Source organism: Agrobacterium sp. 33MFTa1.1 (genome assembly GCF_004328495.1).
Classification (GTDB): domain Bacteria; phylum Pseudomonadota; class Alphaproteobacteria; order Rhizobiales; family Rhizobiaceae; genus Agrobacterium; species Agrobacterium pusense.
On sequence record NZ_CP036360.1, the window covers coordinates 47,815 to 62,624 of the forward strand.

Annotated in this window: 14 protein-coding genes; 12 read left to right on the forward strand and 2 right to left on the reverse strand. The window is 60.4% G+C overall.

The features are described 5' to 3' along the window. Positions 1 to 21 precede the first annotated feature (21 nt). Together EYD00_RS23530 and EYD00_RS23535 are read left to right on the forward strand one after the other, a co-directional pair. The gene (locus EYD00_RS23530; RefSeq protein WP_081859555.1) at positions 22 to 1,056 is read left to right on the forward strand and encodes an SIS domain-containing protein; all 1,035 of its coding nucleotides are present in this window, start codon (positions 22 to 24) and stop codon (positions 1,054 to 1,056) included. Positions 1,057 to 1,575: 519 nt separating this feature from the next. Beyond that, positions 1,576 to 2,004, forward strand: a complete 429-nt coding sequence (locus EYD00_RS23535) for an ATP-binding protein (protein WP_286084909.1) — start codon at positions 1,576 to 1,578, stop codon at positions 2,002 to 2,004. 198 nt (positions 2,005 to 2,202) lie between these two features. Here the strand turns inward: EYD00_RS23535 and EYD00_RS23540 are convergent, their stop codons facing one another. Further along, positions 2,203 to 3,042, reverse strand: a complete 840-nt coding sequence (locus EYD00_RS23540) for a sugar phosphate isomerase/epimerase family protein (RefSeq protein ID WP_051674244.1) — start codon at positions 3,040 to 3,042, stop codon at positions 2,203 to 2,205. Between the two features lie 396 nt (positions 3,043 to 3,438). Here EYD00_RS23540 and EYD00_RS23545 point away from each other — a divergent pair, with 396 nt between their 5' ends. The 10 genes from EYD00_RS23545 (at position 3,439) to EYD00_RS23590 (ending at position 13,519) form a co-directional block, all read left to right on the forward strand. Continuing rightward, entirely contained in the window at positions 3,439 to 4,437 is a 999-nt protein-coding gene (locus EYD00_RS23545) for an asparaginase (protein ID WP_034499294.1), read from the forward strand. 117 nt (positions 4,438 to 4,554) lie between these two features. Further along, positions 4,555 to 5,301, forward strand: a complete 747-nt coding sequence (locus EYD00_RS23550; protein WP_051674245.1) for a GntR family transcriptional regulator — start codon at positions 4,555 to 4,557, stop codon at positions 5,299 to 5,301. A gap of 203 nt (positions 5,302 to 5,504) precedes the next feature. Continuing rightward, positions 5,505 to 6,275: an amino acid ABC transporter ATP-binding protein gene (locus EYD00_RS23555; RefSeq protein WP_051674248.1), complete on the forward strand. Its 771-nt coding sequence runs from the start codon at positions 5,505 to 5,507 to the stop codon at positions 6,273 to 6,275. A 97-nt stretch (positions 6,276 to 6,372) separates the two neighbouring features. Further along, positions 6,373 to 7,224, forward strand: coding sequence for a transporter substrate-binding domain-containing protein (locus tag EYD00_RS23560; protein WP_034499296.1), 852 nt, complete (start codon positions 6,373 to 6,375; stop codon positions 7,222 to 7,224). A 65-nt stretch (positions 7,225 to 7,289) separates the two neighbouring features. Beyond that, on the forward strand, positions 7,290 to 7,949 hold the full coding sequence (locus EYD00_RS23565; protein ID WP_034499298.1) for an amino acid ABC transporter permease: 660 nt from the start codon (positions 7,290 to 7,292) through the stop codon (positions 7,947 to 7,949). Positions 7,950 to 7,952: 3 nt separating this feature from the next. Next, positions 7,953 to 8,687, forward strand: coding sequence for an amino acid ABC transporter permease (locus EYD00_RS23570; protein WP_051674250.1), 735 nt, complete (start codon positions 7,953 to 7,955; stop codon positions 8,685 to 8,687). Between the two features lie 10 nt (positions 8,688 to 8,697). Continuing rightward, complete coding sequence (locus EYD00_RS23575; RefSeq protein ID WP_051674251.1) at positions 8,698 to 10,101, forward strand: MmgE/PrpD family protein; 1,404 nt, start codon at positions 8,698 to 8,700, stop codon at positions 10,099 to 10,101. A gap of 4 nt (positions 10,102 to 10,105) precedes the next feature. After that, the gene (argH, locus tag EYD00_RS23580; protein WP_034499300.1) at positions 10,106 to 11,605 is read left to right on the forward strand and encodes an argininosuccinate lyase; all 1,500 of its coding nucleotides are present in this window, start codon (positions 10,106 to 10,108) and stop codon (positions 11,603 to 11,605) included. 34 nt (positions 11,606 to 11,639) lie between these two features. Beyond that, a complete protein-coding gene (locus EYD00_RS23585) occupies positions 11,640 to 12,653 on the forward strand; it encodes an SIS domain-containing protein (protein WP_034499302.1) in 1,014 nt (337 codons plus the stop codon). 62 nt (positions 12,654 to 12,715) lie between these two features. Continuing rightward, entirely contained in the window at positions 12,716 to 13,519 is an 804-nt protein-coding gene (locus tag EYD00_RS23590; RefSeq protein ID WP_034499303.1) for a PfkB family carbohydrate kinase, read from the forward strand. A 333-nt stretch (positions 13,520 to 13,852) separates the two neighbouring features. On the opposite strand, the gene EYD00_RS23595 is transcribed toward EYD00_RS23590, so the two are convergent. Beyond that, positions 13,853 to 14,749, reverse strand: a complete 897-nt coding sequence (locus EYD00_RS23595; RefSeq protein WP_051674252.1) for a LysR family transcriptional regulator — start codon at positions 14,747 to 14,749, stop codon at positions 13,853 to 13,855. Between the last annotated feature and the right edge of the window lie 61 nt (positions 14,750 to 14,810).

Sequence of the window (14,810 nt, forward strand, 5' to 3'; positions counted from 1 at the left end):
CTCCTCACAAACAGGAGCCAGATGAAGATGGTAAGCCCGATGCACTTCCTTAGTGATTTTGCACATATTCCAGAGACAATCGACGCGTATGCGAAGAGCCCTCTACCTTCAGAAGCACTCGATCTTCTGAAATCTCGAAATGACAATGCGGGTCGGGTGAGATTAGTCGGAATGGGCGGGTCTTTTAATGCCGCGACGGCGGCAGCGGAGCAGTTTTTGAAGCTGGGCATCGATGCCCGCGCCGAACTCGCCTCTCACCTGCTGCATTCCTCCGCAAAGACGGTCGGTTCCGACGAACTGATTGTTCTTATTTCCTACAGCGGGACCAGCATTGAAACGATCCGCGCTGCCGAGGAGCTACGTAAGGGCGCGCGTCCGCGTATCATTTGCATCACCAATGCGCAAAGCGGTCCGCTTGTTTCGCTTTGCGACGTGGTCCTGCGCCAAGGGCTGAATGAGACGACCCACAAGCCGTTCGGCCCATGGACGGCGACTTACTTGACACTGGTAAAGCTTGCTCATGCCATGGTCGGTCAGCAATTCAAGGCGGCCACCGGGTTGAAAGAGGAGTGCGGTCGGCTCTTGGCCGCCGCCGAATCACTGATTGCCTTACAACCTTCGCTTCCCATGTACATCGAGTTCTTTGGTCGTGGCGCGCTCGCGGCCACGGCGACGCAGGCCACCCTTATCGCCCGCGAGATTGCCCGCGTACCTGCGTCCGACTGGGATTCGAGCACCTATCGCCACGGGCCGATCGAAGCTATTAGCTCTACACAATTATCGGTCATTTTTGCTGCGCGAGACGGTCGGCAGGCTGGCCTTGATTCTTCCTTTGTCGCGGCGATGAAGGGTATCGTCAATAAAGTTTTGGTTGTTGGCCCCGAAGGCTCTGAGATGCCTGTGCGGGTTGATGAAATCTTACTTCCGCTGGTCTCGCTTTTTCTGCCTGCAATCCTATCCTACGCGTGGAGCGAGAAGGCAGGTCTGACCGCTGGCGAGTTCCGCTACACGTCTCATTCGATCACCGACGAAGAGGTCTTGAGCAATGAAGGCTGATTAGGCCAATTGCACATGTAAGGCGTTGAGTGTCACACCCAGGTCCGGGTCGTCCTCTGCAAAACGAGACCGTTTTCATGACCGGGCGACACATTGACGTTGTGCCGCTCGGTTTTTAGTGGTTAACTTCCCGCGATAAGCGATCATTGGCTCCACCAAGGCACCGGCTTCGCCAAAAGCGTCCGAGGGTCCTGGTCGCGAGGTTCAGTCGCAAAATACCGAGAAGATCGACGGTGATCTCACCATAGCCAAAGATCGCCTGATCTGAACTGAGGCCCTTGCTGCAGCAGAACCCTGCGAGGCTATCGGCGATGCTCGAGCGCATGGGCCGCGAGGTCGAGCGCCTCGACGTTTTGGTCTGTGAGATCCTGACCTTCCAGGCTGTCGGATCGCGGTACCCCGCGCTTCGAGCGACAGACGCTCGATGTTATCGATCTTGTCAGGGAGATCATAGAGGACGCCGGTTTCGAGGGGCAGGCGCGCGACATCAGCGTCCACTACGACGGTGTCGACAGCTTTGTGGCCTCCGTCAACGGGGAGCTGATCTACCGCGCGCTCGAAAATGTCATTCGCAATGCCATTACCCACACCAGACCCGGTACTGCGGTCCATGTTGCCTCCAAGGTCATGGACCGGCAACTGGTCGTTACCATCGAGGATGATGGGCAAGGCGTGCCGGCTGCGGAACTAGAAGTGACCTTTAAGCCGTTCTCGCAGAGTTCGACCGTCACTACGCGCTCCGGCTTTGGCCTCGGCCTTGCCATTGCCCGCCGGGCAGCCGAATGGCATGGCGGCGGCGCATGGGCGGAAAACAGGACCGCTGGAGAGCTCCGTGTATTCATCACGCTGCCGGCCCGTCATCCAGGCACTGGATCGGGCCTAATCAAGTCGGCAGTCTTCAGGTCTTATAGGGCATCAATCATAAAAGTCAGTGGCTTAGCTCGTTAGAGCCGACGGTATTAGGTTCATATTCTCTCAAGAGCTTGCAAGTGCGTCGAGCAACCTTTACTCCATTAAGGACCAAAAAAGGCGGCCATATTCATCCTGAATATGGGGCGCCAATGCTTCTCGCCGCGGATCGAAACAACAGTTTCACCAAGGCGATAGTTATCTCGGAGCCGACCAGATAATCGACGGCGGAATCTGTTAAGTTGGGGATGCCGACACGGCCGCATCGAAAGCCGCGAGGCTCTTCTTCATTGGTGTCAGCGGGTCTAGCCAGTAAGCCGGCGTGGTGAATTCGAAGGTGAGGTGGCCGTGATAGCCGATCTGCGACAGTTCGCGGAGGTAGCGTGCCAGCGGCAGATGTCCGTCACCCCAAGCCAGATGGCCTTCCGGAGTGCCATCGATAAGGTGGACATGCCTCAACCGGCTGCCGACTGCTTCGTTGTAGCTTTCAATCGTATCATCGACGACAGCCATGGCGTTGGTATCGAGAATGGCATTGACCGATGACGAGTCGATTTCCGCCAACATTTGCCGTAATTGCGCGGCGGTGGTGACGAGGTTCGATTCGCTCGGCGCGAGCGGTTCAAGCAGGAGCTCAATGCCACAACCGGCGGCGCGGCGCCCCAGTGTTATCAGCGCGTCGCGCGATCGTTCCCAAGCGGGGTCGGCTGGTTGATCGGCATAGCCCCAGCCCGGCGTGACCAGCAGTTTCGGGCACTCCAGTTCGTTTGCCAGATCGATACAGCGGATGAAATAAGCGATGCTGCGGTCGCGAATCCGGCTGTTTTCCGAAGCGATGTTGATGGGATAAATGCACTGTTCCGGTGTCAGGCAAATCAGCTCGAGATCGCGCTCCGCGATCTTGCCCCGCATATCGCGCGCATCGGCAATCGTTACGTCTTCGACCGAAAAATGCGGCATCGCGGCCCATAATTCGATGGCTTTGATCTCCAGCGAGACCATGTCGTTCAGAAAACGCTCGAAGCTGTGGCGGAAGTAATGAAAATTCATACCCGCGATATTGCTGCGTTCAAACATAGGCATATTCTCCCGTGTAGTTGTCAGACGACAGACCACAAATGAACGAACGGGTCAAGCCGATCTTGCAGGAGGTGGACCATTAACGACAGGTTCGCTTAGCGGAACGGTTCGCACCCTTCGCGTATAGGCGAGTCCATTGGTAGAGGTCGGTCTGTTCTTAGCCTGCAAGACTTCATGCACGAAGCACGGAGCCGAGTTGGAAGAGGGACGTTTGCTAACAAATGTGTTAGAGGCTCCCTGTTGGTTATCCGTGCCGTTCGAACGGAGTTGCAACCGGATATTGTCGAGCGGCCCAGGAAGTCGGGCGAACGGCAAAGCCGAGGTCATGGATATTGACATTGAGACGATCTTGTCAGACGTCTATTGTCAAGCGATAGCCATTGAGGAAATGCCGTGCCGAAAACCAAGATTGCCGTCATCGGGCTCGGGGGAACCATCGCGTCCCTCGCGGACCATCCGCTGGAAATACTCGATTACGGGGCCAGCGGCTCGCTGGAATGCGATGCGTTGGTCGATCTTTTCCCCGAGCTTGGCGAGCTTGCCGATATTCTGGCCGTGCGTTTTCGGGCTGTCCCGAGTTTCAACATTTTCTATCCGGACTGGAAGGCGCTGCTTTCGCTAATGGAGAAAATCGAGGCTGAAACGCCGGGTCTTGGGGGTTTCGTGCTGCTTCATGGGACCGGATCGATGGAGGAAACCGCGTTTTTCCTGTCGCAAACGGTGAGGACGGCGCTGCCAGTGGTGATGACTGGCGCGCAACGGCCGCCGAGCGCCCGTTCGAGCGATGCCGGGCTTAACCTTGCCAATGCTATACGGGCTGCCACCGCGCCTGCCGCGCGTGACCAGGGTGTCCTGATCCTGATGAATGACGAGCTTCACGCCGCGCGGGAGGCGACCAAGGTTTCGACGCTGCGCCTGAATGCATTTCAGTCGCCAGATAGTGGGCCGGTGGGCGTGGTCGATGGCGATGCCGTGACGTTCTATCGGCAGCCACTGCGCCGACGCGCGCCGCACCACCGGTTCGACCTTTCGAATGTCGACATGTTGCCGCGCGTCGACATCGTCTATAGCTACACAGGGTCAGACGGTACCGCGGCGCGGGCTTTTGTCGAGGCGGGTGCGTCGGGCATCGTTTCCGCCGGCTTCGCGCCGGGGTATACGGCGGATGCCGATGCCGGCGTGCTGGCGCAGGCCGTCCGGGAAAAGGGTCTTGTTGTCGTGCAGGCCTCGCGGGGCGGGGCGGGCAGAACCTTCGACAGCCGCCGGGCGCGGCAAAGCGGGTTCATTCCGGCCGATAATCTCAATCCCCAGAAGGCCAGGCTTCTGCTTGCTCTCGCTTTGACAAGAACTCGCGACACGGCGGAAATAGCGGATATATTTCGCATACACTGAGGCTCCGCGGTGAACGCCTGTTTACCGGATATGCTCGGAACTTCTATTTAAACACATAGTCCGGATTTGAAAGCCGTGTCGGCTTTGACCGGAAATGCTCTGGAAAGGCGCAGAAACATGCAGGAACTGGTGGCCAGTCGCAAAATGGGGCGTGAACGCACCATCGTGTCCCAGTTGCGGGATGCATTGCTCGAACTCATCAAGCAACGGGACATGCAGTTGGGCGAGAAACTGCCTAGCGAGGAGCGTTTGACCGAGCATTTCGGCGTATCGCGGCCGGCCTTGCGCGAAGCGTTGAAGGTGCTTGAGCAGGACGGCATCATCCGCACCGAACACGGGCGCGGCCGCTTTCTTATGGCGGGCGCGGCGCTGCATATCGACCGGCCCATTACCACGTTTGAAAGCGTGACCGAAATGGTCGGCGGCTTCGGCTACGAGACCACGACACGCCTTTTGAGCGTCAAGACGCTGGATGCCGATGCCGAGATTGCTGCAGGCCTCCACTGCGCTGAGGGAACGCCCGTTCTGCGGATCGAACGGGTGAGGAGCGAGGGCAAGCGCCCCATCCTCTACTCGCTGGACTTCATCCGGGTCGACACGGTCGGGCCGGGCCACGCCAGTATCGATTGGGAAGGGTCTGTGGTTCAGACCTTGCGGCGACGCGGCATGGCGCCGGTGGCCTCCACCGCCAACGTTTCGGCGACGAGCCTGCCGCAGGAGGCGCAGGAAAACGGGAGCCTTTTTGATTTTGGCCCCGTCCTTCTGGTGACGGAGACCTGCTTCACAGCGGAGGGGGTTCCGGTCCTCTTCGCGAAGGATTACCACCACGGCAAATACTTCACGTTCAGTTTCGCCCGCAGATAGAATGGAACCCGCAGCCCGCAAGGGCAGCGGGTTTTGCATTTTTGCACCCCTTGGCAGCCTCGCTCGTTATTGAGGCTGGCATTTTGAGAAATCCCTATGGGGCCGCTTGACACTCAGCCGTTTTTATAGTTGTTAGTCGTCAGACGTCTTTTGACATTGAGATGGTTTTCGCTCCCGGAGCGGAAGAACAGGGGAACCGCCAGATGATCAACGAGCCAACACCGCGATCCGTCGGGAGTGCGCTGCCGAGCGTTGAGCTGCACGGCGTCAACAAGTGGTACGGCCATTTCCAGGTGTTGACCGACATCGACTTTACAGTCGCCAAAGGCGAGAAGATCGTGGTTTGCGGTCCGTCTGGATCGGGTAAGTCCACCATGATCCGCTGTATCAACCGTCTTGAGGTGCATCAGAAGGGCGAGATTCGAGTGAAAGGCACCCTGCTCACGGAAAATCGCCGGGCGATCGATCGCGTCCGTCAAGATGTCGGCATGGTGTTCCAGAACTTCAATCTTTACCCGCACCTAACCATTCTTGAAAACTGCGTTCTGGCGCCCCGCTGGGTGAAGAACGTGCCGCGCCCGGAAGCTGAAGCGCGCGCCATGCACTATCTCGAACGGGTGCGCATTCCCGATCAGGCGCACAAATATCCGGTCCAACTGTCCGGCGGCCAGCAGCAGCGTGCAGCGATTGCCCGCTCGCTCTGCATGAACCCGGAAATCATGCTGTTCGACGAGCCGACCTCGGCACTCGATCCCGAGCTGGTGCGGGAGGTGCTCGACACCATGGTGGAACTGGCAAGCGACGGCATGACGATGATCTGCGTCACGCACGAAATGGGCTTTGCCCGGCAGGTGGCCGATCGCGTGGTGTTCATGGATCGTGGCAGCATTGTCGAGGCCGCCGCCCCGGCTGAATTTTTCGGTGCCCCGAGGCAGGAGCGCACCCGCAATTTCCTGAGCCAGATTCTTCACTGATGACCGGCTGAACGCGCGGCGGGAAACGACGTGTGCAAAAATAAGTCAGACGACAAACGTCTGCTTTTGACCTTACAACATTGAAGGGAACAAGACGATGAAAAAGCTCAATGCCAGCCTGCGCAGCTTCCTTGCTTCTGCTGCGTGCCTTTCCACGGTTCTTCTTGCAATGCCCTCCCAGGCGGCCGAATTTCCGCCGCTGCCGGCGGCGATCAAGCAGGCCGGTGTGCTTCGCTTCGGCGTGAAGTGCGATTCCCCGCCCTTCGGTTCGACCGGCTCCGACGGCAAGCCGGCCGGGATCGAAATCGAGATGGCCAAACAGATCGCGACCTATGCCTTCGGTTCGCCAGACAAGGCCGAACTGACCTGCGTGACCAGCGAAGCCCGCATTCCCTCCCTCAACGGCGGCAAGATCGACCTGATCCTCGCCACGCTTGGCCGCTTCCCGGCGCGCGAGGAAGTCATCGATTTCTCGAACATCTATTTCTGGGGCACGAGTAACGTCATCGTGCCGAAGGACAGCCTGGCGCAGAAGCTCTCCGACCTCGCCGGCAAGACGGTTCTTATCGTCAAAGGCGGTTCGCAGATGAAGTGGCTCAAGGAAAACATTCCCAACATCCAGCTCATGCAGCTCAACACCACGGCCGATGGCGTGCAGGCCTTGCAGCAGGGCCGTGGCGAAGGCTTCGTCGGCGATGGCGGCCTGATCTGGACGCTTGCGAGCAACTATCCGCAGTTGCGCGTGATCGAGGAAGGCCTCGACCTTGGCGTCAACGGCATAGGCCTGCGCAAGAACGAACCGGAACTCAAGGCGTTCGTCAACGCTGCGCTGGCGCAGCTGAAGGCGGACAAGTTCTACGACACCGTCGCCGCGAAGTTCATCGAAAACGTTCTCGTGCGTCAGGCCATGCTGAAGGGCTTCACGACCGAGCCGCCGAAGATGAACTGATCCGTTCGCCGCGCCCCGCCGGTTCGTCCGGCGGGGGCTTGCTAGACGACAAACGGAGTTTCGGCATGGATTGGCTGTATATCTACAAGGCGCTTCCGGATCTTCTCGGCGGTCTTCTCATGACGCTGAAGGTCAGCGGTGTGGCGATCCTGCTCTCGCTCATTCTCGGCCTCATCGGGGCGGGGCTGAGAACGAGCGGCATCAGGGCCGTCGAGGCGTGTGTTTCCGGCTACGTGGAGTTCATCCGCGGCACGCCTTATCTCGTCCAGATCTTCTTCATCTTCTACGGCCTGCCGAGTATTGGCCTGACATTGTCGATCTTCTGGTCCGGCGCACTGGCGCTGACCATCTGGGCAAGCGCCTTCCATATCGAGAGTTTCCGCGCGGGTCTGGCTTCGGTCGGGCAGGGCGTTCGCGATGCTTCGGCTTCGCTCAGCCTCAAGCGCTGGCACCATGCCTGGTTCATCGTCACGCCGCTGGCGCTGCGCGCTGCCCTGCCTTCGGCCATGAACACCATCGTCGCGACCGTGAAGAACTCCGCCTATCTGCAGGCCATCGGCCTCGTTGAACTGACCTTCGTCGCCGTCGACCGCATCGCATACGAGTTTCGTACCGTCGAAATGTTCGCCTCCATCTGCGTGATCTACCTGATCTGCGTCTTCATTCTTTCCGGTTTCGGGCACTGGCTCGAACGCCGTCTCAACCGGCCGTTCGCGGGGAGGTAGACCATGCTGCTGCTCGAATATCAGTCGTTCATTCTCGAAGGTCTCTACCACACGCTGCGGCTTTCGCTGGTGGTTGCTCTGGGCGGAACATTCTGCGCCATCATCCTCGCCGCAGGCATGGTGCAAAAGAACAGGATCATCAGTCGACCGGCTTATCTTCTGGTCGAGGTCCTGCGCGACATTCCGCTGATGGTCGCGGTGCTCTTGACCTATTTCGTCCTGCCGAGGATCGGCCTGTCGCTCGATCCGTTCTGGTCGACATCGCTGTCGATTTCGCTTTGGGGCGGCGCCAATGGCGCACAGATCATACGCGCCGGCCTCATGTCGGTGTCGCAGGCGCAGCGCGAAACGGCCGCCGCTTTCGGTCTTCGCTCGTGGAAGGGCCTTGTCTTCGTCATTCTGCCGCAGGCGATGCCCGTCATCCTGCCGCCCTATGTCAGTCTGTTGACCTCGCTTGTACAGGCAACGTCGCTTGGTGCCGTCGTCGGCGTGCATGAGCTGCTGCGCTCGGCGCAGGTCCTGATCGAACAGACCACGATTTCGCGCGGCGGCAGCCCTGCCTTCCTCGTCTACAGCTTCATTCTCGTCGTCTACTTCGTGCTTTGCTGGCTGATTTCGCGGGCTGGCCGCCTTCTGGAGAACCACTTCGCCCGTCCTTACAGCCGACAGGCTTCCGCAGGTCGAAAAGGCCTCCCAGGCGCTGCCGCGTCCAAGCTTGCCGATGCGCCCAATGCCTGAGGAGGATGCGATGAACCACGAGCTTCGTCTGGCGGACATGATCTGCGGCGCGGGGCCGGAAGCCTCGAGCCAGGAGGTCGACAAGGCGAGCCGCCATTTTGCCGATCTGGTCGGTGTGACGCTTGCCGCACTTGGCGAACCGCAGGTGGCGGCGCTCGCCCGGCTCGTTTCCGAAGCCGGTCAAGGCCATACCGGAGCGCGAGCCTGGGGAACGAACCGTCGCCTGAGCCTGCGGGACGCAGGGCTTCTCAACGGTTTCGCCGCGCATTTCCATGATTTCGACGACGACGAGACCGAGCTTGCCATGGCGCATGTGACGGTCAGCGCCATGACGGCGGCGGCGGTTGTCGGCGACAGCCGCAGCGGCCTCAGCGGCGATGCGGTGTTGCGGGCCTATCTGACCGGCACGGAAACGGCGATGCGGATCGGCGCGCTGGTCAATCCCCGCCACTATCGGCGGGGCTGGCACGCCACCGCGACGCTCGGTGTCTTTGCGGCATGCGCGGCCGCCGGCAGGCTTTTCGGGCTCGGCCCGCTGCCGATGCGCCATGCGCTTGGCATCGCGGCGTCCCTTGCGGCCGGCATTCGAAGCAATTTCGGAACGGACGCCAAGCCGCTGCAGGTCGGCCAGGCCGTTTCAAACGGCATCTTTGCTGCCGAATGCGCGCTTTCCGGCTTGCAGTCCGCGCCGGGCAGCCTGTTCGGGCCGCGTGGTTACGTCGCACTTCAAGAGGGCGACCGGAGCCGTGTCGAAGCGATTGTCGAAGGGTTCGGCACGCCTTACGGTTTTTCGGCGGGTGGCATGGTCGTCAAGGCCTATCCTTGCTGTACCGCGTCCCATAGCGCGATCTTCGGGTTGCTCTCGCTTGTTGGGGGAGAGCCGGGTCTGGCGGAACGCATCACCGGCCTGCGCTGTCATGCCGATCCCGCCGTTCGCAACATCCTTGTTTACGACAGCCCGGCGACCGTGGCCGAAGCGAAGTTTTCGCTGCCCTTCTCGCTTGCTGTCGCGGCGGTTTACGGGCGCGCCGGGATTGCCGAGTTCAGCGATGCCGCGCTGGCCGACCCGCGGGTGCGCGGCGTGATGGCGAGGGTGACGCAGATCGCCGATGCCGGTCTTCCCAAAGGGCCGAGCGGCATTTCCGTCGCCGCGCGGATTTTCGTCGACCTTGCGGACGGTACGACGCGGGAGGCCTACTGCCCGGCGGTTCCTGGCAGCGCCGGCAATCCGCTGGACGATGCGGCGCTTGCAGCCAAATTCGTTGCCTGCTCCGAGCCATGGCTTGGGCGAACACAGGCCGTCGCGCTGTTTGAAACCCTGCTCGCGACGCCGCGAGTGCCGGACTTTTCCGTCCTTGCGGATTCGTTCGTTCCGGTCAGGCGAAACGCGCTTCCTTTTGCCAAACAAAGGTAATCTCATGAAAAATGCCGTCAGTTCACGCCTTTCCGAACGTACAGCCGAAGAAGTGGCCAATGCCATTTACCGGCCGGGCATGGCGACCTTCGACGATGGTGCACTGGAAGCCATGTGCCAGCTCAACGAAGCCCATGCGGTCATGCTTGTCGAACAGAAGCTCATCGCGCCGGACATCGCCCGGTCGCTTCTGCACGCCATCGGCCGGATCCGCAGCGAGGGCGTGGCTGCCATCGACCTCGATCCGCAGTTCGAGGACGGCTATTTCGCCTTTGAAAACCGGCTTTCCGGAATTGCCGGCGCGCATGATACCGGCTTCATTCACACCGGCCGCAGTCGCAACGACATCGGCGCCACCCTCGACCGTATGAATGCGCGGGCGCTTTGCCTCGACATGCTGGAGGGGGTGAACCGTGCCCGCGCCGCCTGCGAGGCGGCCGCGGAACGACACGCCGAAACCATCATGCCCGGCTATACGCATCTCCAGCCCGCTCAGCCGATGACATTCGGTTACTTCCTGACGAATGTCGCTTCGGCCCTGTCGCGGGAATATGACAAGATCGCCGCCGTCTATGAGCGTATCAACCGCTCCAGCCTTGGGGCTGCGGCTTTTGCCGGCACGACTTTTGCCATCGACCGCAACCGCACGGCATCGCTTCTCGGTTTCGACGGTATCGTCGAACCGTGCCTCGAAGCCGTGGGCTCGCGTGATTTCGTCACCGAACTGCTGTGGACCGCGACCAGCATGCTTTCGATGCTGAGCCGAGTCGCGCAGGACATGTATGTGTTCTGCACGCACGAATTTTCCGCTCTCACGTTTCCGGATCGCGTGGCCGGCACGTCGAGCATCATGCCGCAGAAGAAGAACATGCTGGCGCTGGAATATTTCCGCGCCGCCGCAGGCCGCAGCATCGGAGCGCTGACCGGTTCGCTGGCCAGCGTCAAGGGCTCCAATTATTCCATCGGTCTAGACTCTGTTCGCGAGGGCATCGCCGATGCCTGGCCGTCGCTTTCGCTGTTCATCGACGGCATGGAACTGCTGCGTCTGGTGTTCGAGACGGCGACCCCGGATGCGGAGCGCCTGAAGAAGCGGTGCTACGAAAACTTCTCGACGGCCACCGATCTGGCCGACGGGCTAGTGCGCGAGCACGGCCTTTCCTTCCGTGAGGCGCACCATGTCGTCGGTGGCGCGGTGCAGCGCGCATTGAATGCCGGTCTCGATGCGCAGGGCATGACGGTCGAGATCATCAATGCATCGGCGGTGGACGAACTCGGTCGGCCGCTCGCCCTCACACCGGATTTCGTGCGCGATTGCCTCGACCCGGTCAAGTCCGTCGCGGCACGGACGACGCCCGGCGGAACCGCGCCGGTCGAAGTGCGCCGTATGCTGGCGGCTCTCGCCGTCAAGCGCGGCCATGATGCCGAACTCGTCTCCATGCGCCGCCGGGCGGTGGAAGACGCCGTCGGTCGCCTCAGTGATGCCGTTCAGGCACTTGCTGCCTGAACCCCCAAATTCCCCAACTATGAAAGAGAATGCCATGCTGAACTTTGACGAAGCTCGCTTCCTGCGTATCCAATCCGGTGCTGTTTCGCTTGCCGAACGCATCGACCTTACCATCGCGTCGGCGCTCAATGCCGGCGCAGAAAACCTGTTCTTCCTCGGCACCGGTGGCGTCGCCTATCTCATGCAGCCGGCCTACCAGCTTCTCCAGCACCGCTCGCGCTTCCCGGTGTTCATCGACTACCCGGCGGAACTGATCCTGACCGGTTCGGCCAATCTGACGAGCAAGTCCATTGTCGTCATGCCCTCGCTTTCCGGCACCACCAAGGAAAGCGTCGCCATGCTGGCCAAGCTGAAGGAAATCGGCGCGACGGTGCTGACCTTCGTCGGCCATGAGGAAACCCCCCTCGGCAAGGGTGGCGACCACGTCTTCGTCAACTTCGCCGAAGACGATACGTCCTGCGAATCCTTCTATCTGCAGTCGCTTTTCGTCGCGCTGTCCATCCTGAAAGCCCGCAAGGAAATCGACAATTACGACGCCATCCTTTCCGAACTGAAGCTGCTTCCGGCCCTGCTTCTTGAGGTGAAGCGCAGCTTCGAGCCAAAAGCCGAAGCCTTTGCCGCCCGCATCGCCGCGTCTGATTACCATATCTTCACCGGAGGTGGTAACGTCTGGCCCGCAGCACTTTATTACGGCACCTGCATTCTTGAGGAGATGCAGTGGATTCGCACGCGCCCGGTCCATGCGTCCGATTTCTTCCACGGTACGCTGGAACTGGTCGAAAAGGGTGTCAGCGTCGTGTTGTTCAAGGGCGAGGACGCATATCGTGCGATTTCTGACCGGGTGGAAAACTTCGCGCCGAACTACACCGACAAGCTGACCGTTCTCGACAGCAAGGAGTTTGCCCTGCCGGGAATTTCGGAAGAAGTGCGCGGCCTTGTTTCCCCGATCGTGCTGGCGACGGTCCTGGAGCGCGTGAGCTCGCATCTTGAAGTCATGCGCAATCATCCGCTCGTGACGCGTCGCTACTACAAGCGCGTCGCCTATTAAGTTAAACCCAGACTGTCCGTCGCTATGCCCAGCGGCGGACACGTATCGCAGGAAGTGCTCCCATGTACGGTTTCGAGGTCGCCACGGTTGGCGATAACTGTGTTGACAAGTTCCTGCCGCCCGTCGGTCTGGCCGCGATCGGCGGCAATGCCGTGAACGTCGCCGTTCACCTGCGCAAACAGGGTCTGGCGACGGCCTATTTCGGTGCCGTTGGTACGGATGAGGATGGTCGGCGTATGCTGGAATGCTTCCGCGAAAACGGGCTCGTGGTCGATCATGTCCAGATCCGCGACGGTGTCACGGCCTATACCGATCTAGATGTCGATGCGACCGGCGACCGTATCATTACATTCGAGGAGTTCGGTGTCTGCCGCGGGTATCGTCCGAGCGAGAAGGATGTCGCCCGTCTGCTGGCTATGCGTCACGTCCACATCGGTTGGTTCGACGATGGCGGCGCGCTGAAGGAACGCCTCCTTGCTGGAGGTGTCAGCGTTTCGCAGGATATTACCGTCAATCCCGGAGCGGCCGGCCTGACGATCGCCTTCGCGTCCGCGGGATCCGAGCCGAATGCGGCACAAATTCTAGCCACCCGACTTTTGGCCGAAGGCGCCAAGCTGGCGGTGGTGACCCGCGGCGCATTCGGTAGTATCGCAACGGATGGCAAGGAGGTTGCTGAGACAGGGATCATTCCGGTTGAGGTGTCGGATACGACGGGAGCCGGCGACACGTTCATCGCAGGTTTTATCGCTGCCCGCCTCGCAGGTGAGACTTTGCAGGTGAGCCTTGAGGCGGGCCGCGATGCTGCGGCGGTTACGTGCACCCATTTTGGCGGGTTTCCACAATCACCAATTGTTCTGGAGCGCTAAGGTGGACTCCCGACGGTAGTTGGTGCGTGGCCTTTGGAAGTTCCGATCGTCGCTCAGCGCGTTACCAAAGCGTCAAGCGTTGTTGGTAATACCAGAAAGAACGAGAGACAGTTGGAAGTCTCTGTTCGGAGCTGATTATCGGTGAGGCGGTGGGGTGTCGGGTGGCGACATTAGCCTCCGATTTCGGGAAAATTCGTGGTGCCATATCCCGATTTTGGAGCGGCCATCGTTTTTCGACGGCACGACGTCTGAAGGCCAGTCGGGCAGAAAAAAGAACTGTCCCCAGAGTCGTTCGAAGATCTACAGGTCGCGGGTTCGTACCTGTTCAAGAGCTTAGATCGATCGATTGGCCCTCAAAAAGTCCAGAAAAGCCCGCATCCCCGCTCCGATATGGCGGTGTCTGGGATAGTAAAGGCAGAGGCCAGGATAGGGCGGCGTCCACTCGGCTAACGCCTGCCGGAGTCTCCCGTCCGCAAGTGCTTCCTCGGCCATCCATCGAGTGACATAGGCGAGGCCGCAGTCGGCCAGAGCCGCGGCCAGAAGAAGTCGGGACTGGTCGACCACGAGGTTGCCGGTCGTCGCCACGACGACATCCTCGCCGCGGCGCTGAAACTCCCAGCGATAAATCGACCCGCCCGCCATGCGGAGCTGGATGCACTGGTGAAGCGAGAGATCCGACGGACTTTCGAGAAGCGGCGCATTGTCGAGATAGGTGGGCGATGCCACCACGATGTGCTGCTGGTCTGGACCGATCGGGATTGCGACCATCTCGCCGGGAACGAGTTCCGCCGCGCGGATGCCGCAGTCGAAACCTCCTTCGGCGATATCGACCAGTCGCCCTTCGGACCGGATTTCGAAGCGCATTGCCGGCTGCAGCTTCATGAAGCGCGTCAACAGCGGCATCAGCACTTGCTCGGCGGCGTTGGCGTCGCAGTTGATCCGAACAAGCTCGGACGGCGAGGCGGCCTGTTCGTGCAGTTCCTCAACGGCCCGTCCTATTTCCCCGATCGCGGGCAAAAGCCGCTCGGCAAGCCTTCGGCCCGGTTCAGTCAGCGATACGTTCCGCGTCGAACGGTGGAAGAGCTTTACCTTGAGACGCTTCTCCAGTCCGGCGACTGCGTGACTTAGTGCCGACGGCGTCTGGCCGAGCGTTCGGGATGCAGCACGAAAACCTCCGTGCTCGGCGACGGCAAGGAAGGCCGCTAGCTCGCCAGGAGGGAGCAAGCCCACTGTTCGAATTATCTCATCATTGCGTTTAACGGTGGTCATCTAGTTCATGAATGCCATGCGC

Bases quoted from the DNA above. Each gene is read 5' to 3' on its own strand.
- EYD00_RS23550 (WP_051674245.1), top strand. From the start codon at position 4,555: ATGCAGGAACTGGTGGCCAGTCGCAAAATGGGGCGTGAACGCACCATC.
- argH (WP_034499300.1), top strand. From the start codon at position 10,106: ATGAAAAATGCCGTCAGTTCACGCCTTTCCGAACGTACAGCCGAAGAA.
- EYD00_RS23555 (WP_051674248.1), top strand. From the start codon at position 5,505: ATGATCAACGAGCCAACACCGCGATCCGTCGGGAGTGCGCTGCCGAGC.
- EYD00_RS23530 (WP_081859555.1), top strand. From the start codon at position 22: ATGAAGATGGTAAGCCCGATGCACTTCCTTAGTGATTTTGCACATATT.
- EYD00_RS23565 (WP_034499298.1), top strand. From the start codon at position 7,290: ATGGATTGGCTGTATATCTACAAGGCGCTTCCGGATCTTCTCGGCGGT.
- EYD00_RS23540 (WP_051674244.1), bottom strand. From the start codon at position 3,042: ATGTTTGAACGCAGCAATATCGCGGGTATGAATTTTCATTACTTCCGC.
- EYD00_RS23570 (WP_051674250.1), top strand. From the start codon at position 7,953: ATGCTGCTGCTCGAATATCAGTCGTTCATTCTCGAAGGTCTCTACCAC.
- EYD00_RS23575 (WP_051674251.1), top strand. From the start codon at position 8,698: ATGAACCACGAGCTTCGTCTGGCGGACATGATCTGCGGCGCGGGGCCG.
- EYD00_RS23585 (WP_034499302.1), top strand. From the start codon at position 11,640: ATGCTGAACTTTGACGAAGCTCGCTTCCTGCGTATCCAATCCGGTGCT.
- EYD00_RS23590 (WP_034499303.1), top strand. From the start codon at position 12,716: ATGTACGGTTTCGAGGTCGCCACGGTTGGCGATAACTGTGTTGACAAG.
- EYD00_RS23560 (WP_034499296.1), top strand. From the start codon at position 6,373: ATGAAAAAGCTCAATGCCAGCCTGCGCAGCTTCCTTGCTTCTGCTGCG.